Source organism: Streptomyces sp. NPDC090499, assembly GCF_044769305.1.
Taxonomy (GTDB): domain Bacteria; phylum Actinomycetota; class Actinomycetes; order Streptomycetales; family Streptomycetaceae; genus Streptomyces.
Genome location: NZ_JBIVXP010000005.1, coordinates 712,698 through 734,912, shown reverse-complemented (window position 1 = coordinate 734,912; position 22,215 = coordinate 712,698). Strand labels below are relative to the sequence as shown.

The 22,215-nt window shown below is 68.0% G+C and carries 16 protein-coding genes; 12 read left to right on the top strand and 4 right to left on the bottom strand.

Annotated elements, in window-relative coordinates:
- Positions 1–4 precede the first annotated feature (4 nt).
- A complete protein-coding gene (locus ACIQVL_RS22565) occupies positions 5–625 on the bottom strand; it encodes a TetR/AcrR family transcriptional regulator (RefSeq protein WP_403436821.1) in 621 nt (206 codons plus the stop codon).
- A gap of 179 nt (positions 626–804) precedes the next feature.
- On the opposite strand from ACIQVL_RS22565, the gene ACIQVL_RS22560 reads away from it, so the two are divergent.
- From ACIQVL_RS22560 to ACIQVL_RS22545, 4 genes are all read left to right on the top strand, one after another.
- Positions 805–2,016: a glycoside hydrolase family 1 protein gene (locus tag ACIQVL_RS22560; protein WP_403476184.1), complete on the top strand. Its 1,212-nt coding sequence runs from the start codon at positions 805–807 to the stop codon at positions 2,014–2,016.
- Positions 2,017–2,021: 5 nt separating this feature from the next.
- The gene (locus ACIQVL_RS22555; RefSeq protein ID WP_403476183.1) at positions 2,022–5,060 is read left to right on the top strand and encodes a glycoside hydrolase family 2 TIM barrel-domain containing protein; all 3,039 of its coding nucleotides are present in this window, start codon (positions 2,022–2,024) and stop codon (positions 5,058–5,060) included.
- A 72-nt stretch (positions 5,061–5,132) separates the two neighbouring features.
- Positions 5,133–6,950 carry a beta-glucuronidase gene (gene uidA / locus ACIQVL_RS22550; RefSeq protein WP_403476182.1) on the top strand — a complete coding sequence of 606 codons (1,818 nt, stop codon included), beginning with the start codon at positions 5,133–5,135 and terminating at the stop codon, positions 6,948–6,950.
- A 99-nt stretch (positions 6,951–7,049) separates the two neighbouring features.
- Positions 7,050–8,636, top strand: coding sequence for an MDR family MFS transporter (locus ACIQVL_RS22545; protein ID WP_403436827.1), 1,587 nt, complete (start codon positions 7,050–7,052; stop codon positions 8,634–8,636).
- A gap of 52 nt (positions 8,637–8,688) precedes the next feature.
- On the opposite strand, the gene ACIQVL_RS22540 is transcribed toward ACIQVL_RS22545, so the two are convergent.
- Together ACIQVL_RS22540 and ACIQVL_RS22535 are read right to left on the bottom strand one after the other, a co-directional pair.
- Positions 8,689–10,407: a hypothetical protein gene (locus ACIQVL_RS22540; protein WP_403436829.1), complete on the bottom strand. Its 1,719-nt coding sequence runs from the start codon at positions 10,405–10,407 to the stop codon at positions 8,689–8,691.
- Between the two features lie 13 nt (positions 10,408–10,420).
- Positions 10,421–12,247: a flavin-containing monooxygenase gene (locus ACIQVL_RS22535; RefSeq protein ID WP_403476181.1), complete on the bottom strand. Its 1,827-nt coding sequence runs from the start codon at positions 12,245–12,247 to the stop codon at positions 10,421–10,423.
- 369 nt (positions 12,248–12,616) lie between these two features.
- Between ACIQVL_RS22535 and ACIQVL_RS22530 the strand changes: the two genes are divergently transcribed.
- Entirely contained in the window at positions 12,617–13,546 is a 930-nt protein-coding gene (locus ACIQVL_RS22530) for an LLM class F420-dependent oxidoreductase (RefSeq protein WP_403436831.1), read from the top strand.
- Positions 13,547–14,250: 704 nt separating this feature from the next.
- Here the strand turns inward: ACIQVL_RS22530 and ACIQVL_RS22525 are convergent.
- Positions 14,251–15,180 (bottom strand): fumarylacetoacetate hydrolase family protein, encoded by a 930-nt coding sequence (locus ACIQVL_RS22525; protein WP_403436833.1) that lies wholly within the window; start codon positions 15,178–15,180, stop codon positions 14,251–14,253.
- Between the two features lie 1,058 nt (positions 15,181–16,238).
- Here ACIQVL_RS22525 and ACIQVL_RS22520 point away from each other — a divergent pair.
- The 7 genes from ACIQVL_RS22520 to ACIQVL_RS22490 all read left to right on the top strand — a co-directional run bounded on the left by ACIQVL_RS22520 (position 16,239) and on the right by ACIQVL_RS22490 (position 22,212).
- Positions 16,239–16,664 carry a VOC family protein gene (locus ACIQVL_RS22520; protein ID WP_403436834.1) on the top strand — a complete coding sequence of 142 codons (426 nt, stop codon included), beginning with the start codon at positions 16,239–16,241 and terminating at the stop codon, positions 16,662–16,664.
- Positions 16,657–17,331 (top strand): polysaccharide deacetylase family protein, encoded by a 675-nt coding sequence (locus tag ACIQVL_RS22515; protein WP_403476180.1) that lies wholly within the window; start codon positions 16,657–16,659, stop codon positions 17,329–17,331. Before ACIQVL_RS22520 ends, ACIQVL_RS22515 begins: the two co-directional genes overlap by 8 nt.
- Positions 17,331–18,017 carry a GntR family transcriptional regulator gene (locus tag ACIQVL_RS22510; protein WP_403436837.1) on the top strand — a complete coding sequence of 229 codons (687 nt, stop codon included), beginning with the start codon at positions 17,331–17,333 and terminating at the stop codon, positions 18,015–18,017. Before ACIQVL_RS22515 ends, ACIQVL_RS22510 begins: the two co-directional genes overlap by 1 nt.
- Before the next feature lie 9 nt (positions 18,018–18,026).
- The gene (locus ACIQVL_RS22505) at positions 18,027–18,812 is read left to right on the top strand and encodes an SDR family oxidoreductase (RefSeq protein WP_403436839.1); all 786 of its coding nucleotides are present in this window, start codon (positions 18,027–18,029) and stop codon (positions 18,810–18,812) included.
- A gap of 209 nt (positions 18,813–19,021) precedes the next feature.
- Positions 19,022–19,579 (top strand): cupin domain-containing protein, encoded by a 558-nt coding sequence (locus ACIQVL_RS22500; protein WP_403436840.1) that lies wholly within the window; start codon positions 19,022–19,024, stop codon positions 19,577–19,579.
- A gap of 2 nt (positions 19,580–19,581) precedes the next feature.
- Positions 19,582–20,559 carry an LLM class flavin-dependent oxidoreductase gene (locus ACIQVL_RS22495; RefSeq protein WP_403476179.1) on the top strand — a complete coding sequence of 326 codons (978 nt, stop codon included), beginning with the start codon at positions 19,582–19,584 and terminating at the stop codon, positions 20,557–20,559.
- Between the two features lie 156 nt (positions 20,560–20,715).
- Positions 20,716–22,212 carry an aldehyde dehydrogenase family protein gene (locus ACIQVL_RS22490; RefSeq protein ID WP_403436844.1) on the top strand — a complete coding sequence of 499 codons (1,497 nt, stop codon included), beginning with the start codon at positions 20,716–20,718 and terminating at the stop codon, positions 22,210–22,212.
- Positions 22,213–22,215 lie beyond the last annotated feature (3 nt).

The following is a 22,215-nucleotide window of genomic DNA, read 5'->3' as shown; positions in this document are numbered from 1 at the left end:
CGGTTCAGCGAGCGAGTTGAGGGACGAGGGACGTCATGAACGCCCGGATCGCGGCCTCCATCTTCACCGAGTCCCGGTCGAAGAGCCACTGCGTCTGGAGACCGTTGATGAGAGCGATCGTCATGGCGGCGAGGGTCGGCGGGTCGACCGGGGAGTTGAGTTCGCCGCGCGCGGCGAGCGCGGCGAACGCGTCGGTGTAGAAGCGGCGGATGCCGCGGTAACGCGCCGCGAAGTGGTCGTGCGCGGGGTGTCCCGGCGAGGTCGCCTCGCCGGAGAGCACACAGTGCAACTCCATGATTCCCGGCTGCAGTTCGTTGTCGACGACCGTGGCCAGCATGCCGCGCAGAGCGTCGGCGGGGTTCTTGACCGGGTCGATCGCGTCGGCCGACTCCAGGAAGCGACTGCTGCGTTCGTCGCTCAGTTCCAGCACGGCGATGAGCAGGTCCTCCTTGCGCGCGAAGTGGTGCAGCAGTCCGGTGTGGCTGATGCCGGCGCGTGCGGCGATGTCCTTCATGGTGGCGCCGTAGAAGCCGGTCGCGCCGAAGGCGTCCACGCAGGTTTCGAGGATCCGGCGGCGCACCTCCGCCGACTTCGCGTACGGTCCGCGTCCGCTGGTTGGCGTCATGCGTGCTCTCCCGACGATGAATCCCTGGCTGGCGTGGCGGTCCTATTGTCCGCCACACCGCCGACGGCCGCGAAAATAGTATCGCGATTCGAAATTCGTGTTAGTGTGGCAGTACTCCCGCCGCCCGCCTTCTTCCGGGCCGCGGCTTCTTCTGCCGTTCTCGAGCAAGGACCTCGACGGTGACCCAACTCATTCCTGGATTTCTCTGGGGCGCGGCGACAGCCCCCCACCAGATCGAAGGCAACAACGTCACCAGCGACTGGTGGGCGAACGAGCCGAACATGCCCGGCATGGCTCGCAGCGGCGACGCTGTCGACAGCTACCACCGCTACGCCGAGGACATGCGGCTGCTCGCCGACGCCGGCCTGAACTCCTACCGCTTCGGGATCGAGTGGGCGCGCATCGAGCCGGCCGAGGGGCATGTCTCCCGTGCCGAACTCGCCCACTACCGACGGATGATCGACACCGCCCTCGACCTCGGGCTCACTCCGGTCGTCACCCTGCACCACTTCACCAACCCTCGCTGGTTCAGCGAGGACGGCGGCTGGCTGAGCGATCGTGCGATCGACCGCTTCGCGGCGTATGTCGAGACGGCCACGCGCATCCTCGACGGCGTCGAATGGGTCTGCACCATCAACGAGCCCAACATACTCGCCCTGATGGCGACGATGAGCCAGGCACGCCCCTCCGAGGAGGACGCCGCGAAGTGGATGAGCCCCACCGTCGAGGGCGCGGCCCGGCCCGTCCTCCCGGACCCCGACCCCAAGATCGGACAGCGGCTCGCCGAGGCCCACCGGGCCGCCCGCGAGATCCTGGGGCGGCGCACGGGCGCCAAGTCCGGCTGGACGGTGGCCTGCCAGGCGCTCACGCCGACCCCCGGCAACGAGGAGAAGCTGCGCGAGGTGCGGTACGTCCGTGAGGACCTGTATCTCGAAGCGGCCCGCGGCGACGACTTCATCGGCGTCCAGTCGTACTCCAGCCAGGCCGTCGACGAGAACGGCGTGGTCCCCCACCCTCTGGGCCCCGACACCACGCTGACCGGGAACGCGTACCGGCCCGATGCCCTCGGCATCGCCGTCCGGCACGCCTGGGAGACCACGGGTCATGTGCCGGTCCTCGTCACCGAGAACGGCATCGCCACCGCCGACGACACCCGGCGGATCGCCTACACCAGCGAGGCCCTGCGCCATCTGTTCTCGGCGGTGGACGACGGCGTCGACGTACGGGGCTATCTGCACTGGAGCGCCCTCGACAACTACGAGTGGGGCCACTGGGAGCCGACGTTCGGGCTTGTCGCGGTCGACCGCAAGACGTTCGAGCGGCACCCGAAGCCGAGTCTGGGCTGGCTGGGCGGAGTCGCCCGCAGCGGCGGCCGGAACCTGGACGCGTGATCGGCATGACGGAAACGGAGAACACGATGGGCCCCTACGACGCCTCTGGCCTGCACCCCGTCGGGCGGCTGCCCATGCACGCGCTGCACCGCACCCCCGACATCACCCTCGACGGCACGTGGGACTTCCAGCTGCTGCCCACGCCCACCGCACCCCTCGGCATGGACTGGAAGAAGACCCAGGTCCCGAGCCTGTGGACGATGCAGGAGGAGCTCGGGGAAGGGGACAGGCCGCACTACACGAACGTCCCCATGCCGTTCGAGGAGGTGCCGCCGCAGATCCCGGCACACAACCCGACCGGTGTCTACCGGCGCCTGGTCGTGTTGTCACCGGTTCCGGGGCAACGGACGATCCTGCACGTCGGAGCCGCCGAGGGTCTGCTACGGGTGTTCGTCAACGACCGGCCGGTCGGGACGAGTTCGGATTCGCACCTGGCAGCCGAGTTCGACATCACCGAGGCTCTCGTCAACGGCACGAACCGGATCTACCTCAGGGTCGCCAAGTGGTCGGCCGCCACCTATCTGGAGGACCCGGACCACTGGTGGCAGTCCGGACTGAGCCGCTCGGTCTTCCTCTACACCGTGCCGGAGATCCGGCTGGCCGACGTGACGGCGGTCGCCGACTACGACCCCGAGACCGAGCACGGCGACCTCCAGGTCACCGTGTCCACGGCTGGCCTCGACCACCTCTACGACGTCGCCGGCTGGTCCGTACGGATCGAGGTGCTCGACCGGACGGTGACACTGCCGGTGTCCCCGCGACTGGGCACCCGCACCCTCCCCAAGCCTTCGCTGGACAGGTCCACGCGCCCCGAGTCCCTGCTCCCCGACGACTTCATGGACCTGCTCAGCATCAACGCGGCCGGCGCGCCGATCCCGCCCGAGTTCCGCGCGATCCCCGCCACCATGACCCGGCTCCCGGAGCCGGCGGCGCCCGCCGGCAAAGCGGCCTTCGCCCTCGGCGACCTCGACGTCACCCCCTGGTCCGCGGAGACCCCCCACCTTGAGGACGTCGTGGTCCAGCTGCTGTCACCGGACGGGGCGGTCGCCGACGAGACACGGATCCGGGTCGGCTTCCGCCGCGTCCGGATCGAGGGCCGCGACCTCCTCGTCAACGGCCGACGGATCCTCGTCCAGGGCGTCGCCCGCCACGACATCGACCCGCGCACCGGCCGCGTCCTGTCCCGGGACCGCATGCTCGCGGAACTGTCCCTGCTCAAGCGGTTCAACGTGAACGCGATCCGCACGGCCCACTACCCCAACGACCCGTACGTCCTCGACCTCTGCGACGAGATCGGGCTGTACGTCATCGACGAGGCCGGTGTCGAGGGGCACGCCTTCGCCTCGACGATCGCCGACGACCCGCGTTTCCTGGCCGAGATCGTGGAACGGATCTCCCGGATGGTGCTGCGCGACCGCAACCACCCGTCGGTGATCTCCTGGTCCCTGGGTAACGAGACCGGCTACGGCTCCGCCCACGACGCGGCGGCCGCCTGGATCCGGCGCATGGACCCGACCAGGCCCCTGCACTACGAGGGCGCGATCTCCACCGACTGGCACGCCGGGCACGCGGTCAGCGACATCCTCTGCCCGATGTACCCGTCCTTCGCCAGCCTGGAGGGCTACTCGGCCGACCCACGCGCCGACCGCCCGCTCATCACCTGCGAGTACGCGTTCTCCATGGGCAATGGCACGGGTGGACTCTCCGACTACTGGGAGCTGTTCGAGACGCGGCCCGGCCTCCAGGGCGGCTTCATCTGGCAGTTCACGGACCATTCCCTGGACCGGGACGGTGACGGGAAGTACCGCTACGGCGGCGACTTCGGAGACGAGACCCACAACGGCCCGATGCTCGTCAACGGCATCGTGTTCCCCGATCTCACCCCGAAGCCAGCCCTGTTCGAGGCCCGCGGCCTCTTCAGCCCGATCCGCATCGTGTCGGCAGCCGACGAAGCCCGGGCGGGAACGCTCCGGATCCGCAACCGCCAGACCTTCGCGGATCTCAGTGCGTACGCACTCGAACTCCGCGTCGAAACCGTGACCGGCCCGGCCGGGACCGTGGCCGTGCCGACGCCGGAGGTGTCCGCGGGCGCAGAAGGCACGATCGACATCCCCGCCCCGGTCCAGAAGCTGCTCGCCCACGGACTGGCGCTGACTCTGACCGTGCGCACTCGGGAAGCCTCCGTCTGGGCCCCCGCCGGTACCGAGACAGCAGTGGAACAGGTCGCTTTCCCGCGGGACCCGGCACAGCTGCCGCGCACCACAACAGGGCGCCCTGATCTGGGAGTTGACGGCACCCTTCAGCACCCGCTGCTGCGCAGCGCCCCACAGCTCAGCCTGTGGCGCGCTCTCACGTGCCACGACAAGTCGTTCTCGCTCGACAATCGGTTCGTCCGATCCGGCTTCTTCGACCTCACGCCCATCGACGTCGAGATCGGGGAGACGGCCGAGGGGACAGTGGTCACCACGCGCTACAAGGCCGCTTTCGGCGACGAGGTCGTGCACCGGCGGACGATCACGGCACTCGCCGACGGCGACTGGGTTCTATTCGAGCACGTCACCCTCCCGGAGGGTACCCGCGACGGACTGCGCGTCGGTATGGAGTTCGAGCTCGTCGACGGCTTCGACCAGGCGGGCTGGATCGGTCTCGGGCCGTGGGAGAACTACCCCGACCGGCGGGCTTCCGCCCTGCTCGGCTCCTGGAACAGCGCCATCGACGACCTGTCCGTGCCCTACCTCCTCCCCCAGGAGAACGGCACCCGCGGCGAGGTCACCGAGCTGACGCTCACAGGTCCCGCCGGCACCGTCCGGACCTCCCACCCCAAGCCGCTGCACATGAACGTCAGCCGGTTCACGGTGAACGAACTGGACGCGGCCGAGCACTGGTGGGAACTCACGCCGAGCGGGAGGACCGTCGTCCACCTCGACATCGCCCATCGCGGACTCGGTACGGCGGTGCTGGGTCCCGACACCCACCCGCGTCACCGGCTCACCGGCAGCGAGTACGCGTGGGAGTGGCGCCTGACCCTGAGCGAGACCGACTGACGCCGACCGAGCGTCCATCTGCCGGCCGCACCGCAGCCGGTCTCACCACAACACCGCGCAGGAGTACTTTCCATGCTCAAGCCCCGTTCCACCCCGACCCGCGAGCTGGTGAATCTCGACGGACTCTGGCGGTTCGCCGTCGCCACGACCACCGATGGCGAACCGTGGACCGGCCCGCTCGACACGAGGTTGGAGGCACCGGTACCGGCCAGCTACAACGACCTGTTCACGGACAGCGCGATCCGCGACCACGTCGGCTGGGTCTGGTACCAGCGTCAGGTTCGCGTGCCGCGGGGCTGGGCGGGTGAACGCGTCGTGCTGCGCTTCGACGCCGCCACCCACGGGGCAAAGGTGTACGTCGGTGACGTGCTGGTCGCTGAACACGTGGGCGGATATACACCGTTCGAAGCGGACGTCACGGAACACGTGCGCCCCGGGGAGGAGTTCCGGCTCACCGTCGGTGTGAACAACGAGCTCACCAACCGTACGATCCCGCCCGGCTCGATCACCGTCACGCAGGACGGCCGGCGCAAGCAGACGTATCTGCACGACTTCTACAACTACGCGGGCCTCGCACGTTCGGTGTGGTTGTACTGCAAGCCGGCCGTCCATATCGACGACATCACCATCGTCACCGGTATCGACGGTGCTGACGAGACGGTCGGGACGGTCGAGTACTCGGTCGAGACGAACTCCCCCGCCGCGGTCCGGGTGCGCGCGCTCGACGCCGACGGCATGGAGGTCGCCGCCGGGGAGGGCGCGAACGGCACGCTGCGGATCACAGACGTGAAGCTGTGGCGTCCGGGGGCCGCGTGCCTCTACGACCTCGTCGTAGAGGCACGCGGCGACGACGGCGAGGTCGTGGACACGTACACCGAGCCGTTCGGAGTACGGACGGTCGAGGTCCGCGGGACCCAGTTCCTGATCAACGGCGAACCGTTCTATTTCACCGGCTTCGGCAAGCACGAGGACAGTCCTGTACGCGGCAAGGGCCACGACGACGCCTACCTCGTCCACGACTTCCAGCTCATGGAGTGGATCGGCGCCAACTCCTTCCGCACCGCCCACTACCCGTACGCCGAGGAGGTCATGGAGTTCGCCGACCGGCACGGCATCGTCGTCATCGACGAGACCGCGGCCGTCGGCCTCAATCTGGCCGTCGAGAGCGGGCTCCTCGGCACCCCGCCCAGGCCCACCTTCTCCGACGACACGTTCAACGACGACACCCGGGCAGCACACGCCCAGGCCATCCGGGAGTTGGTCAGCCGCGACAAGAACCACCCCAGCGTCGTGATGTGGTGCATCGCCAACGAGCCCGCCTCCAACGAAGAGGGCGCACGCGAGTACTTCGAGCCGCTGGTGGCGCTCACCCGCAAACTCGACCCCACCCGGCCGGTCACGTATGCGGCCGTGATGTTCGCGACCCACGAGAACGACCGCATCGCCGACCTGTTCGACGTCCTGTGCATCAACCGCTACTACGGCTGGTACATCGCCACGGGCGACCTCGCCACCGCCGAGGCCTACCTGGAGGGCGATCTGCGCGGCTGGGCCGAGAAGTTCGGCAAGCCGATCATGATGAGCGAGTACGGTGCGGACACCCAGCCCGGCCTGCACTCCGTATGGGACACACCGTGGACCGAGGAGTACCAGGTCGCCTACCTGGAGGCCAACCACCGCGCCTTCGACCGCATCGACGCCTTCATCGGTGAACACGTCTGGAACTTCGCCGACTTCCAGACGGCGAACGGCATCCACCGGGTCGGCGGCAACAAGAAGGGCGTCTTCACCCGCGAACGGCTGCCTAAGGCAGCCGCCCACGCCCTGCGCGCACGCTGGACGTCCCTGAACGACCGCAAACCGGCACATGGAGACGATCACCGTTCCTGAGCCAATGCGGCCGTGGGCACCGCACCCGGGCTGCCGACTTCACCCGAAAGGGCCGCAGTGACCGCATCATCGACGCCTGTCCAGGAGTCATCGTCCTTCATGTCCGACCGACAGATACTCCACGCCATGTCCGGGTTGATGGTCGGCATGTTCGTCTCCATCCTGGCCGGCACCGTGGTGGGGACCGCGTTGCCCAGGATCATCATGGACCTGGGCGCCGGCCAGTCCTCCTACACCTGGGTCGTCACGGCCGAACTGCTGGCCATGACGGCGACCGTGCCCTTGTGGGGCAAGCTGTCTGACCTCTACGACCAGAAGCTGCTGCTCCAGCTCTCGCTGGGCATGTTCGTGATCGGGTCGCTGCTGGCCGGGTTCTCCCACGACGTCGGGTTGCTGATCTTCAGCCGGGTGGCCCAGGGCATCGGTGCGGGCGGGCTCACCGCTCTGGCGCAGGTCGTGATGGCGGCCATCGTCCCGCCCAGGAGATTGGGCAGGTACTCGGGCATCTTCGGAGCCGTCTTCGCCGTCGGCACCGTCGCCGGTCCGCTGATCGGAGGTGTCCTCGTGGACACCTCCTGGCTCGGCTGGCGCTGGTGCTTCTTCATCGGGGTCCCATTCGCCCTGCTGGCCATCGCGCTGCTGCAACGCACCCTGAAACTGCCCGCCGTTCCCCACCGTGAGGTGAGGATCGACTTCTTGGGTGCCTTCCTGATCGTCACGGGCGTCTGTGCGCTGCTCATCTGGGTCTCGCTGGCCGGAAACCAGTTCGACTGGGCTTCCTGGCAGACCGCCGCGCTGACCGTCACAGGCGTACTCCTCCTCACCGCGGCCGTTTTTGTCGAATCGCGCGCCGCCGAGCCGATCATCCCGCTGGACGTCTTCCGCAACCGCACCGTGACGCTCACGACGACCGCCGGGCTGCTGGTCGGTGTGGCCTTGTTCGGGGGGACGGTCTTCCTCTCCCAGTACTTCCAGGTGGCTCAGGGCAAGTCCCCCACGGCCGCCGGCCTGATGGGCCTGCCCATGATCCTTGGGCTGCTGCTCTCCTCCGCGATCGCCGGGCAGGTCATCAGCGCGACTGGGCGGTGGAAGGTGTACCTCGTGGTGGGCGCGGTCACCATGACCGCCGGGCTCGCCCTGCTCTCCACCATCAGTTCCGACACCGGCTTCGGACTGCTCAGCGTCTACATGGCCGTCCTCGGCATCGGTGTCGGCCTTCTGATGCAGAATCTGGTTCTGGCCGCACAGAACGACGTTCCCGTCAGCGAGTTGGGGGCCGCGACCTCCGTGCTGTCCTTCTTCCGCAGCATGGGAGGCACCGTCGGTACCAGTGTGCTCGGCGCGATCCTCGCCAACCGTGTCACGGACGAGATCGCCAAGAGCACCCAGGAAGCGGGCACCGTGGCCGGCGCCGGCCAGTCCACAGGCCACGGTCTGCCCGATATGAGCACCCTGCCGGCGCCGATGAGGGAGATTGTCGAAGACGCCTATGGGGTCGCCACCGCTGACCTCTTCCTCGTCGCCACACCCTTCGCACTGCTCGCCTTCGTCGCCGTCCTGTTCATCAAGGAGAAGCCGCTCCAGACCACCAGTGGCATGGAGCGGCTAGCTGAGGAAGCCGCCAAAACTGTCGAAGCCACTGGCATCAGGGAGTCCGACAGTCCCTCAGCAACCTCCCGCAGCTGATCGACAAGTCAGCTGTGGCCGGCCGGGAGACCCCAGCCGGCCACAGCAGTTCTCAACCGGGATTCCGTCGCTGAGCGCCCCTCTCCTCCCTCTCATTGCCCTCGCCGTCACCTGCCAGTCCGAGGCGCAGCACTGTGCCTTCGCCGTTGGCGGCGAGCAGGAGGGAGCCGTCCGGGGCCGTCGCGAGACCGGCGAAGGGGCGTGGCATGCCGGGCATGCCGTGGGTGAACAGCGCGGCGGGTTCGGCGCGTGGGACGACACCTGGGGGCGACCCGACGGGCAGATCCTCGGCTTCGACCCGGGTCTCCCCCGTGGTGAGGTCGATCACCCGAAGCCGCCGGTGGGTGGTCTCCACGACGAACAGCTCGTCCCGCCGGACCGTGAGTCCTTGTGGCCCTCCGAGACCGCCCACGACGGTGACCGTCTGGCCACCCTCGATACGCAGCACCGCTCCACGCCGGTCATCGCTGGCGTACAGCCGGCCCTCCGAGTCGAAAGCCACGTCCATGGGGCGGTCGAGGCCCTCTGCGAGGACCGTGACGGTGTCGTCCTCGTCAACGGCCACAATCCGGCCTGCCCCGGCCTCGGCGACCACGATCGAGTTGTCCGGGCCCACGGTGATGCCCTGCGGCTCGTCAAGTCCGGAGGCCCGTATACGAGTTGTTCGCGTCTTGGGGACGTAGGTATGCACTTCGCCGTACTGCGAGGTGGTATGCACCACACTGCCGACGGCCACCACGCCGTGCGCGAAAGGCGGCATCAGCCTGAGTGAGGTGACACCTGACTCCTCGCCTGCGTGGGAGAGAGCAACCGGAACCCCCTCGTCCGCGACTGCCGGTGTGGCAAGGCGGTAGTGGTCGGCCACGTACACCGCGCCGCCGAGGTCCACGGTTACACCGTAGGGGCCGTCGAGGCCGCGCGGGACGACCTCGCGGGTGCGGCCGTCGGGGTGCAGTTCCGTGATGCCGCCGCTGGCGTAGCTGGAGACGAACATGCGGTTGTCCTCGTCGAACGCCGCGTTGTCGAGGCCTACCACTCCGCTGGTGACGACACCTCGGGATCCGCTGCCGTGCAGGTCGATCCGGGTCACGATGCCCTCGGCACCTCGCGACAGGACGTGCAGGACACCGCCTTGGTCGAAGCGGACGGCGACCGGCTCGTGCACCGCCTCCGCGACCACCTCCGCCTCGCCGCCGTCCGGAGAGATCCGCCAGACCTGTCCCGTCATCATGTGCGGGTAGTACAGATGGCCGTCGGGGCCGCGCTGCATGGCGTTGCCCAGGGCCAGGTCCTCGGTGAGCACCACGGGCGCGCCTCCGTCCGGGAACAGTTCGAGCAGGCGGCCGCCCGGTTTCATCTCGTTGACGAAGAGCCGGTCCCCGATGCACGTGATGCCGTTGGGCGCCCGCACCTCGTCGGAGACCAGCGTGTAGGAGCCGTCGGGCCCGCGGCGCCATACCCGGCCGGGAACGAGGTCGGCGATGTACATCGATCCGTCCGCGCCGAAGGCGAGGTCATCTGGTGACTGGACCGGGCTGCCCATCGGCACGATCACGTCCACCTCGCCGGTGGCCGGATCGACGGCGCTGATCCGTCCGGCCAGGAACTCGGCGACGTAGAGCCGACGATCGGGGCCGAACGCTATGCCGTTCGAGCCCCAGAGCCGGTTGGACGGTGTCAGCCGCGTGGCTCGCCAACGGGCGCTGGTGGGGCGGTGGTTGCCCGTCCCGTCGAACCGGCTCGGGTACGCGGCGGGTGCTTCTCCCGTCATCTCGCGCGCCACCTCACTCCGCCATGGTGAGCACATCGTCGATGCCACCGTCCGAACGCCAGCGCCTGAGCAGGGCATGGAAGGCGACCGGCCCGTCCCCGTACATCATGGTCGTCTTCCGGGGCATGCCCTCGTTGTTGTAGTAGCCGGGGGTGCACTCGGCCTGGAACGAGTGCAGGTCGGGCTCGTTCGTCCGCAGGGTGGCCAGCCAATCCTCCACGGCCTCGGGAGTCGGCTCGACGTATCGGGTCCGTCGCTTGCGGGCCTGGGCAACGACCTCGGCGACATGGGTGGCCTGTTCGTCGAGCACGTGGACGAAGTTGGGGGCACTGGCGCTCTGGAGTGGGGCGAGTTGGAAGAGATTGGGGAAACCGTGGCTGTAGAACCCGTGGAGTGTCTTCGGGCCGGCCTCCTGCCAGCTCTCCAGTAGCTGAGCGCCATCCCGGCCGTACACCGGAAGTCGACCGGCGAGGATCCCCGAGACACCGGCCTCGAAGCCGGTCGCGAAGATGATGCAGTCAACCTCGTATTCCGCCCCGCCGACGACGACGGCGGTCTCGGAGATCCGCTCCACCCCGTGGGTGTCGGCCGTGTCGACCAAGGTGACGTTGGCCCGGTTGAAGGTCTGGAGGTAGGTGTCGCTGAAGGTCGGCCGCTTGCACATGTAGCGGTACCAGGGCTTGAGTTTCTCTGCTGTCGCGGGATCCGCCACGAGGGCGTCCACGCGGTGGCGCAACTCGTTCATCTTCTGGAAGTCGGCGTACTCGTAGGCGCGTTCGCGTTCCTCGGCCGGCACGTCCGCGTAGGCGTTGGTCGGGATCATCTTCTCCAGGAGCCGAGCGCTGCTGGTCCAGCCGTCGTTCACCAGGTCCTCGTCCACCCGAACGCCGGTGACGACCTTGAGGAAGTTCTCCATACGGTCGCGCTGCCACCCGGGTGCCAGGCGCGCCGCCCACTCCGGGTCGGTGGGTCGGTTGTCCCGGGCATCCACGGAGGACGGCGTGCGCTGGAACACATACAGATGCTGCGCGTCGGCCGCGAGATGCGGGACGATCTGGATGGCGGTCGCGCCGGTGCCGATGACCGCCACACGTTTGTCCGCGAGCCCCGTCATGCCGCCGTTCGCATCGCCCCCGGTGTACGCGTAGTCCCATCGGCTGGTGTGGAAGGTATGGCCCCGGAAGGTCTGGATCCCTGGAATGCCGGGCAGTTTGGCCTGGCTGAGCGTGCCCGTCGCGGCCACCACATAACGCGCCCGAATCCGGTCTCCGCGGTCCGTGCTGACGAGCCACTCCGACTCGTTCTCGTCCCAGCGCAGTTCGGTCGCCTGCGTCTGGAAGCAGGCGTCCTCATAGAGCTCGAAGTGACGAGCGATGGCGCGGGCGTGCTGCCGTATCTCCTCGCCCGGCGCGTAGCGCCACTTCGGGATGTAGCCGACTTCTTCCAGTAACGGCATGTAGACGTACGACTCGATGTCGCAGTGGATGCCCGGGTAGCGGTTCCAGTACCAGGTGCCGCCGAAGTCCCCGCCCTTCTCGATCACCCGGATCGACTCCACGCCCGTCTGGCGCAGTCGGGCGGCGGCGAGGAGACCGCCGAAACCGCCCCCCACGACCAGGGCCTCGACCCGGTCGTTCAGTGGGTCGCGGGTGAGCCCGGGCTCGGCGTAGGGATCGTCGGCGTAGTACCCGAACTCGTCGCCCACTCCGTGGTATTGAGCATTTCCTTCGGGACGGATCCGACGGTCCCGCTCGGCGCGGTACTTCGCGCGCAGGGCATCGAGATCGAGATCGACTGGGCCGGAAGACACGGGGTCGGTCGAGACGTGGGGGGAAGACATAGAAGCGTGTCCACTCCTTGCTAGTTCCTTCAGGGCAGACGGTCCGGGATCTGAACCTGGGAGAGCGAAGGACAACGTCGGGCGCTTGATGGTTCGAGGTGCCGGCCCAACGCTCCGACGGCCCCGCGGGCATCGCCAGCCAGAGCCCGGGCAGCCCGACCTTGTTGCTGGTGCGCCGCTCGCACCCAAGAAACCGTACAGTGGCGTACGCTTACTGACCAGCCCTCGCCGGCGCCCCCGTGACTACGTCAGGACGGATGGCCGGTGCACTGGACGGAAACTTATGGCCCGATTCCACCGCCACCCCCGAAACTGCCAGCAATCGTTGTTCGTTCAACTACAAAACCTCCCTGCAAAGGAGTACAGGGCATGGCGACTCGGCTCGGGCTCGGTCTTCCTCAGACGCGGCAGTACGACATCGGCAAGGACGTACCGGATGTGGCGCGCGCCGCCGAACAGATCGGCTATGACAGCCTGTGGGTCTTCGAACGGGCTCTGTTCCCCGAGCCCGCCACGCAGGGCCTGTTCGGCATCGAGGGCCTGGCCTGGCCCGACACATACCGCAACGTGGCCGACCCTCTGGTCACTCTCACCCTGGCCGCCGCCGCGACGGAGCGGGTCGGTCTCGGCTCGAGTGTGCTGGTGGCCCCCCTGCACGTGCCGTTCCAGCTGGCCAAGTCCCTCGCCACGCTGGACGCGGCAAGCGGCGGCCGGGTCGTCGCGGGCCTTGGCACAGGGTGGTCCCTCGACGAGTATGCGGCCTCCGCAGTCCGCCCCTTCGAAGAGCGCGGCCAGGTGCTGGACGAGGTCATCGAGGTGTTCCGTGCGGTGTGGGGCGCCGACCCGGTGTCCTACGACGGGCGGATCACGAAGATCGCGTCCGCCGCGGTGGGTCCCAAGCCCGCACGGCCGATCCCGATCCTGCTCGCCGCGAACACCAAAAAGGCACAGCGCCGCCTCGTCGACAACGCCGACGGCTGGCTGCCGGTGGCCACGGGCGTCGAGCAGACCAGGGCACAGTGGCGGCAGTTGCAGGACCTCGCCGCGGAGCGCGGGCGCACGGAGCCGATCCAGACAGTGCTGCGCGTGAGCGCGAACTACACAGCGAACGCGTACGACAGTGCGGATCGTCAGCCCTTCCAGGGCGACGTCGCCCAGATCGTAGAGGATCTCGCGGCTTACGCCAAGCTCGGCCTGCACGAGATTCTCGTCGACCTGCAGGCCACACCGCGCGACGCCCGGGAACTCAAGGACGTGGCAGCCGAGGTGTACGAAAAGGCGCGAGCAGCGGGGGTGTGAACGACCTCCCCGGACAGCAAGACCGGGCCATCGGGATGCCGAAAATGCGCTTCCAGAAGTCGGCCTTCGGACAGACCTCGTCGGCCGGCTTCAGCATGACCTCCGTGCACTCGTGCATCGACAGGGGCAGCCATTTCAGGCCGTCGTCGCGCGAGTTGTAAGTGGGGCAGTGACGGCGGGCCGATCCGGTCCGCCGTCGAGAGTCCTGCCGCACACTGATGCGGGCTGCGATCGCAGCCCGGCTCCGACGCTGCCCTGCCCGGCTGGCCAGATGGATGATGGCCGACATCACGATCGCGCCAGGGCGGCAAGACCGTCGGCGCCGATACCCCGCGGGGCGAGCTGGGCGACGGGCTAGGAGCCGCCGCCCCTATTTCCGGGGTGCCAGCGGACCATCGCCGGCTTCCTCGCTACATCCTGTGCGCCACACCCACGGTGTCGCCTGCTGGCCGACTCCGGGAAGGTGACTGTGTGCAAAGGCGCCCAGTTCGAGGCCAGCCCGCGTGAGATCGCCCGCGACAGCCGCCGCATGGCGTAGGGCGACCAGTCGATCCCGTGAAGCGCGCGTCCTGACAACTCAGCGTGCCAGGACAGCTCCTGGCCTGTCTCCGGTGCGGCAGTCGACCACGCCGACCGGGAACCGGACTTCCGTCTCGTCAACCTCGGAGGTGACCGGCTGACACCGCGGACTGGGCGGTGGGTACTCAGTCATGGTCCTTGACGATCTCGACCGTCAGTCGACCAAGCCCGGTGATCTCGGCTTCCAGGAGGTCTCCGGCCTTCATCCATTGGCCAGTGGCGAGACCGACTCCAGCGGGCGTGCCGGTGCAGATGACGTCGCCGGGTTCCAGAGTCAGGTGCTCGGTGATCCTCACGAGTTGCTCAGGGAGGGACCAGATCATGTCCCGGGTACTTGCATCCTGCTTCAGTTCTCCGTTCAGCCAGAACTGGAGTCGGAGGTTGTCCTCTTCGACGAAGCGTGCCGGTGTGATGGCGGGACCGAGCGGGCAGCTGTCGTCGAAGGCCTTGCCTCCGAAGAGGTCGAACTTCACGACGTGCTGGGGATGGCGCTGCCAGTCACGCGCCGAGAGGTCGATCGCCACGGTGTACGCCGCCACGCAGTCCATGGCGTTCTCCGGCGTCAGGTGGCGGGCCCTCTTGCCGATGATAACCGCCAGTTCGATCTCGTAGTCCAATTTCTCGGTTTGCTCCGGATACCGCACCGTCCTGCCAGGTCCCACGAGAGTGGTGGTGGGAGGCTTGAGGAAGAACAGAGGGACCTTGGTCTCCTTCTCCCAGTCGGAGTGACCGGCGTCGCCCCGCATGTGCTCGTAGTAATTGGCGCCCGTCAGCACCACCTTGCGGGGGTACTGAAGCGGAGTGAGGATGTCTTCCAGCGCGGCGGGGCTCGGCAGCGGCCGCGGCGCTGCGGTCCCAGCAGCAAGCCGGTCGGCGACGTCGACCAGGAGCGGTTCCGTCCGCTCCCAGTGGTCGAGCACGTTCATCAGGCCGCGCGAGGGCTCAGGTCGCAGGACTTCCGGAGCGACGTCGGCGAGAGCCCAGTATCGACCGTCGAGGCAGAGGACGGGCGTGGGTGTCCCCTCGACGTGCAGGGTTGCCAGTGAGAATTCCATGTGTTGCTCTCCCAGTTTCTGACGAAGCGGCATGAAGGACGCAGTACGACGTGACGGGCTCTCCGCAGTCCGCCGTGAGGTGGTGCCCACTCTCGACCCCAGTGCGATGCCGGTCTCCGCTCTGCGTGCCCGTCGCCGACCGCAGTCGACGCGCGAGCGCGCACAAGCGGGCCGTGCCGCGCCCGGCGCGACTTCTGCGGAACCTGGACGTCCGGGTCGGTCATGCCCCGATGCCCTCGGAAAAGCGCCCCGCCACCCAAACCCGGACGGGCGGGGCCGGCTCGGGAATCTTCACGCGGCAGCCTTCCCCGCGGCGGCGCGCAGGAGGTGGATCGCCCGAAGTACGAGCGGATAGGTGAGGCTCGAGCGCAGGGATCCCAGGTCGATCCGGCCAGCGGCCAGTGCCCCGGTCCGGGAAGGAGTCGGCCCGGCTCACCACGCCCGTTCCGGCGGCCGAGGGCCTCGGCGTGCGCGGTCCGAACCAGCGTGAGCCGCGCCTCTGTGAGGGAGAGAGCCACCCGGATGAGTGAACCAGGTGCGGGCGAGAGCATCGGCCGTGCCGGTCCACGGCCCGCCCCACGCCAGGTTCCTCGGTGAAGGTCACACAGGACCTCAGCCAGCGCAGTTCCACTGTCGCCGCCCATCTATGGTGTCGCGCGGCCATTGAGCGCCGCGACTCCCGTCGAAGCCTCACTGTAACGGGCACCGATCGAATCATCGACACAGAATCGAATCTTTTCTTGACAACCGATAATCGTTGGAGCAGCCTTCAAAGGGGACACAGAGAGGTGCACGACCGACCCGGCGCGCTGACCTGCACTCGGAGGGGCTCCGAACAGATCGCGCGAGCGGCAGTACGACACCTTCACAGTCAGGAGCCGCGACAGATGAATGGATCACCTGCACCCGCCCGCCGGACCGGCGCCACCGGTCTTGGTCGACTGCATCACTCGGCGACACCGGTCGCGGATCAGGAAGTGAACCGTCACTTCATCGAGGATCTGATCGGTCTTCCTCTGACCGCCACGTGGTGCGAAGAGTCCGTCACCACCCCGGGCATGACGTTCTGTCACACGTTCTACGAGCTCGACGACGGTGGCGCGCTGGCCTTCTTCCAGATGGCCGTACCGCACGACCAGGAGTTCCTGCTGGGCCCCACGAATCGCTACAACCACGTGGCTCTGCGCGCGGACGCGGCTGCACAGGAGGCCGTTCACGAGCGTCTGCTGACGGCGGGCTACCCGCACTTCATCCAGGACCACGGCTACGTGAAGTCGCTGTATGTGACATCACCGGACGGGCTTGAGCTGGAGATCGCCGTCGACCCGCCCAACGTCGGGGAGATCCGGGAGAAGAGGATGTCGGACGCGCGCAGCGAGCTGGCTCGCTGGCTGGCCGGCGACCACCGGACGAACAACGACTGGCGTCCCGAGCGGCATTCCGTCAGCCACTACCCGGCACGCCAGGCGGCAGCCGATGCCTAAGCTGACCTTGACGTTCGACAACGGTCCGACTCCCGGCGTCACGGAACACGTACTTGACACACTCGGGGCGCGGGGGCTGAAGGCGACGTTCTTCGTGATCGGCGAGAAACTGGCTCCCGGTCCCGGCCGTGCGCTGGCGGAGCGGGCCGGCGCGGAGGGTCATTGGCTGGGCAACCACACCATGACCCATGGTGAGCCTCTCGGGCTTCTCGGTGATCCGCGCCGGGAAGTGGAGGAGATCACCCACGCGCAGGACGCGCTCGGGGGTCTCAGCCATCCAGCGCGGTACTTCCGGCCGACGGGTCATGGTTCGGTGGGCCCTCATCTGCTGAGCAGGGCGGCCGCCGACGTACTGACGTCAGGCGGTTACACCATGGTTCTGTGGAGTCTGTTCGTCCGGGACTCGAAGATGCCGGAGGGCTGGGTGGAGCGCGCCCTGCGGCGCCTTCCCGAGAGTGACTGGCACGTCTTCGTCCTTCACGACCTGCCCACCGGCGCCATGGACGAGCTGCCGCGCTTCCTCGATGCCGTCGATAGCATGGGCGTTGAGATCGTCCAGGAGTTTCCCACGGAATGCACGCCGATTCTCGGCGGTCAGCCAGGGGTGGAGTTGGAGGGTCTCTACGTCACCCCACGAGAATCCGCGACAGTTCCAGGAGATCACTAGTGGCCCGCACCGATGCCGGAGAAACTCGCCACCACGCGCTTTACCTGGAGATCAGGCGAAATCTTCTCCGAGGTTCCTTCCCTGCCGGTCACCGATTCAAGCTGAGCAAATTGGCTGCCGAACTGGGAGTGAGCGGCACGGTGGTACGCGAGGCACTCACCCGCCTCGCGGAGCAGGGGTTGGTCGTCCTGGAGCCCAATAAGGGGTTCTCCGTGCCGGACTTCACCGACGCTGAAATCAACGACGTCGCCTTCGTGCGCAAGGAAATCGAATCGATCGCTGTGCGCAAGGCGATCGAACAGGGCGGGATCGAGTGGGAGGCAGGCGTGGTCGCCGCCCATCACCAGCTGTCCGCCTCCCCCAATGCCGCTCTCGACGAGGATCCCGAAGCCAACGAGGCCTGGACGAGTGCGCACCGCGCCTTCCACGAAGCCTGTGCGTCGGCATGTGGCTCCCCCCGGCTCCTGACCTTCCGTACGCAGTTGTACGACCAGTCCGAGATCATCCGGCAGATGGCCAAACTGCACAGGGGCAGGCAGCGGGACGTCGCTGGCGAGCACGCGGCGATCGCCGAGGCCGTCGTGGCACGGGACGCCGACAAGGCCGTGCAATTGCTGAACGCACACATCGAAAGGACCCGGCTGTCATGCCTGGAATCGTGGGCTGCCGCCCAGCCGCCCGGCTGAGGAGCGAGCGTGGATCTTGAACTGGACGGGCGCTGGGCGATAGTCGGTGCGTCGTCCGGCGGCCTGGGTTTCGCCTGCGCGAAAGCCCTCAACGCCGAAGGCGTGAACGTGGTGATCAACGGGCGTGACCCGGAGACCCTCGATCGTGCCGCCGCCGAGTTGCGATCCGTCGGTGACCGGACGGCCGAAGTGGTCGCGGTGCCAGGAGACATCGGCTCCGCGGACACCCGCGACCGGCTGCTTGCGGCATGCCCGGCGCCCGACATCCTCGTCACGAACAACGGTGGTCCACCCCCAGGGCCTTTCCGGAAGTCGTCGCGCATGGACTGGCAACGCGGGCTCGACGCGAACCTGCTGGCCCACGTCGACCTGATCAATCTGGTCGTCGGCGGCATGTGTGACCGCCGCTTCGGCAGGATCGTCAACATCACCTCCGCGATGGTCACGACTCCCCGCCCTACGATGGCTGTTTCCTCCGCGGCGCGCGCCGCCCTCACCGCGGCTGCAAAAGGGCTGTCCCTGGACGTGGCACGGTTCAACGTCACCGTCAACAACCTTTTGCCGGAGCGATTCGACACGGAACGCCAGCGCTATATGGCCGAAGTGGCCACCGCACGCGACGGAATCAGTTACGACGAAGCGCGCGCACGCCAGGTTCGTTCCATCGCCGCTGGGCGACTGGGCGACCCGCGCGAGTTCGGTGCCACCTGCGCCTTTCTCTGCAGCCCGTTGTCGGGTTATATATCGGGCCAGAACATCCATTTGGATGGCGGAAGCTATCCAGCATTGATCTGATCGACTGGATAGGCCAGCGCCGCGTCGGCCACTAGCTGTTCGATCATGGATCGAAAAAGAATCGAAATACCGTTGACAAGCAAGTCGTTCGGTATACACCATCCAACGAGTTACCTGAGGGACGGCTTTCCCGGGCCGAACCGACGATACCGAACCGGTGAAATCCTCTTCTCCTCACTTCGCCCACGGCCCACCAATGGAGGTAGGTCATGAAAGTACGCCGGGTCCTTGTAGCGAATTCCGACGGAACCAGCCGCGTTGTCCTGGACGGTGAACCGCCCCGCGCGACGGTCGCTGTCGAGACGCCGGGCTTCGAGCAGACCCTGGTCTGGTACACGCCGCCCGTCCCGGAACTGAACGCCCCGAGCGCGGACCCGACGGTCGCCACACCAACCCTGTTGCCGGAGCCGGGCGGCACCAGCTTCATCATCCTCACCTTCCCGCCCGACGCGGTGTACGCCGACCCCGGCTACCAGCCCGAGGCAGCCGGTGCCGAGGCCGCGCGCAACAGCCCGGGCATAGCCGAGCTGTTCGAGCCGGAGAACCCCGGCATGCACACCACGCCCACCGTCGACTACGACGTCGTACTCGACGGCGAACTCTGGCTCGCTCTCGACGAGGAGGAGGTACGCCTGTCGGCCGGAGACGTGGTCGTCCAGCACGGTACGCGGCACGCCTGGCGCAACAAGAGCGACAGGCCCGCGACGCTGCTGGCCGTCCTCATCGGCGCGCGGAGCGTGGACCACTCGGCGAACCGGAGCGCATAGCCATGGCCATGGAACTCGGATGCACCTTCTCCACCAGCATCGCCACCCCTGAACACATACGCATCGCCGAAGAGCTGGGCTACGTCAGCGCGTGGTGCCACTACTCGCCGGCCATCTACGCCGACCCGTGGATGATGCTCGCCATGGCGAGCGAACGCACCACCCGCATCGGACTGGGCGTCGCGGTGGTCGTGCCCCGCTTCCGCCACGTGGCCGACGTGGCGAGCAGTGCAGCCACGCTCACGCAGCTCGCGCCGGGCCGGGTGACGGTCGCGGTGGGCTCCGGATTCAGCAGTACCGCGCTGCTGGGTGGCCGCGGTGTCACCTGGGCGAGCGTGGAGGCGTTCGTCACGAACCTGAGGACCCTGCTCGCCGGTGGGCGGATCGAACTGGACGGCCGCGCGATGTCGCTGCTCCACACCGAGGAATCCGGCATCTCCCTCCCCGCCGACATCCCCATCTGGGTGGCGGCGCACGGCCCGAAGGCCTTCGGTGTCGCGTCCAGGGTGGCCGACGGGGTCATCACCAACCCCACCCACGGCAACGAGAAGATCCCCTTCGAGGGCACCTGCGGCCTGAGTTACTACGGAACGGTTCTCGAACCCGGCGAGACGTTCGACGACCCGGCGGTCATCGAACGAGTGGGACCGACCGCGGCCCTGGCGCTGCACATGGGACCGTACGGCCCTCTCGCCGGCTCCGTGGAGGAGAAAGGATACACCGCGCGGATCAACGACCTTCCCGAAGCGGAGCGCCCGGTCGCGACCCATCGAGGCCACCTGATCTCTCTCACCGACCTCGACCGGGAGTTCCTGAACGGCAACGTCGTCCGGGACGGCACGCTGAGCGGCACAGCCGCCGAGGTCCGCGCCGGTCTCGACGCCTTGCAGGAGGCAGGGGCGAGCCGATTCTGCTACACGCCGGCCGGACCGGACATCCCCCGCGAACTGGAGGCGTTCGCCAAGGCCTTCGGCCTGTAGACCCGCGTGCGGTGCCTCACCCGGCGCGACTTGGACCTTGCGCTCGACCCACCCGGACCGACTGCCCGCAGGGATGGTCCTCAAGCCGCCACCACCGAACCGGACGTGCCAGGCAGTCCGCGCACGAAACGACAAGAGCAGGCAGGAAAGGCAGACATGACCACGCACGCGAAGACACCGGTACGGGAAACCCCCTTCATCGGAGGCGCCCAGCAAGAACCCCACTCGCCGGCCACCTTTGAGGCGGTCAACCCGGCCAACGGGGACGTACTCGCCCAGGTGGCGGACTGCGACGCGGTGGACGTCGACCGAGCCGTACAGGCGGCCGCCGCGGCGCAGCGGGAGTGGGCGAGCTGGGACGCGGGCCGCCGGGTCAGAGTGCTCCTGCGCTTCGCCGACGCGGTCGAACGGCACCGGGAGGAACTCGGCGAGACCGACACCAGGAACATGGGCCGGGTGCTCCGGGAAGCACTCGGGGATGGTGCCGCGAGCGCCCGCCTGATCCGCTACTGGGCAGGCCAGGTCGACCGCATGACGGGCCATCAGGTACCGGCGACCCCCGGCCATCTCTCCTACACGACCCGTGAACCGCTCGGTGTCATCGGCGTGATCATGCCCTGGAACGGTCCGGTGAGCAGCTTCTGCAGCCGTGTCGCACCGGCGATCGCCTGCGGGAACGCCGCCGTCGTCAAGCCCAGTGAGATGTCCCCTCTCTCCGCGCTCCGGCTCGCCGCGCTGGTGTCCGAGGCGGGAGCGCCCGAAGGACTCGTGAACGTGGTCACCGGCGGCGGCGCGACCGGAGCGGCACTCGCCGAACACCCGGGTGTCGGAGGCGTCACCTTCACCGGCAGCGTGCCCACGGGACGTCGTATCGCTCACGCGGCCGCCGAGACGTTCAAGAAGACGGTTCTCGAACTGGGCGGGAAGTCACCCAACATCGTCTTCGAGGACGCGGACCTCGACGCGGCGGGACGCGGCGCCGTCTGGGGCGTCTTCAACAACGCCGGCCAGGTCTGTGTCGCGGGCACCCGCCTGCTGGTCCAACGCTCCATCGCCCCCGGCTTCATCGAGCAACTGGCCCGACGAGCCGCGCGGATCCGGGTCGGCGACCCGATGGACGCGAAGACCCACATGGGCCCCCTCGCCTCGCGGCAGCAGTTCGCGCGCGTCAATGACTACCTCCAGATCGCCCGCGACGAAGGCGCGCGGGTACTGTCCGGCGGAGGCAGGCCCAAGGACGCCCATGCGGAGGGGCTGTTCGTCGAACCCACCGTGCTCACCGAGGTCGGGCAGTCGATGAGGGTCGCCCGAGAGGAGATATTCGGCCCGGTCCTGTCGGTGATCGTCTTCGAGGACGAGGACGAAGCCGTGGCCCTGGCCAACGACGTCGAGTACGGCCTGAGTGCGAACATCTGGACGCGTGATCTCGGACGCATGCACCGCATGGCCGACCGTGTCCAAGCCGGCACCGTCTGGGGCAACACCATGCGCCTGCACCACCCCGCCCTGTGGTTCGGCGGGATCAAAGCGAGCGGACAGGGCAGCGCCTACGCCGAAGGCGCGATCGAAGGATCCACCCGTGTACGGCGCGTCACGATCCGCTTCGACGAGGCAGCGCCCATGCCCGCGTGGAACGACCTGGACGCCGAGTAGGAA

Coding starts and splice junctions, on each gene's coding strand:
- ACIQVL_RS22525 (WP_403436833.1), bottom strand. CDS start 15,180: ATGGAATTCTCACTGGCAACCCTGCACGTCGAGGGGACACCCACGCCC.
- ACIQVL_RS22495 (WP_403476179.1), top strand. CDS start 19,582: ATGGCCATGGAACTCGGATGCACCTTCTCCACCAGCATCGCCACCCCT.
- ACIQVL_RS22530 (WP_403436831.1), top strand. CDS start 12,617: ATGGCGACTCGGCTCGGGCTCGGTCTTCCTCAGACGCGGCAGTACGAC.
- ACIQVL_RS22520 (WP_403436834.1), top strand. CDS start 16,239: ATGACGTTCTGTCACACGTTCTACGAGCTCGACGACGGTGGCGCGCTG.
- ACIQVL_RS22545 (WP_403436827.1), top strand. CDS start 7,050: ATGTCCGACCGACAGATACTCCACGCCATGTCCGGGTTGATGGTCGGC.
- ACIQVL_RS22490 (WP_403436844.1), top strand. CDS start 20,716: ATGACCACGCACGCGAAGACACCGGTACGGGAAACCCCCTTCATCGGA.
- ACIQVL_RS22555 (WP_403476183.1), top strand. CDS start 2,022: ATGACGGAAACGGAGAACACGATGGGCCCCTACGACGCCTCTGGCCTG.
- uidA (WP_403476182.1), top strand. CDS start 5,133: ATGCTCAAGCCCCGTTCCACCCCGACCCGCGAGCTGGTGAATCTCGAC.
- ACIQVL_RS22540 (WP_403436829.1), bottom strand. CDS start 10,407: ATGACGGGAGAAGCACCCGCCGCGTACCCGAGCCGGTTCGACGGGACG.
- ACIQVL_RS22565 (WP_403436821.1), bottom strand. CDS start 625: ATGACGCCAACCAGCGGACGCGGACCGTACGCGAAGTCGGCGGAGGTG.
- ACIQVL_RS22535 (WP_403476181.1), bottom strand. CDS start 12,247: ATGTCTTCCCCCCACGTCTCGACCGACCCCGTGTCTTCCGGCCCAGTC.
- ACIQVL_RS22515 (WP_403476180.1), top strand. CDS start 16,657: ATGCCTAAGCTGACCTTGACGTTCGACAACGGTCCGACTCCCGGCGTC.
- ACIQVL_RS22500 (WP_403436840.1), top strand. CDS start 19,022: ATGAAAGTACGCCGGGTCCTTGTAGCGAATTCCGACGGAACCAGCCGC.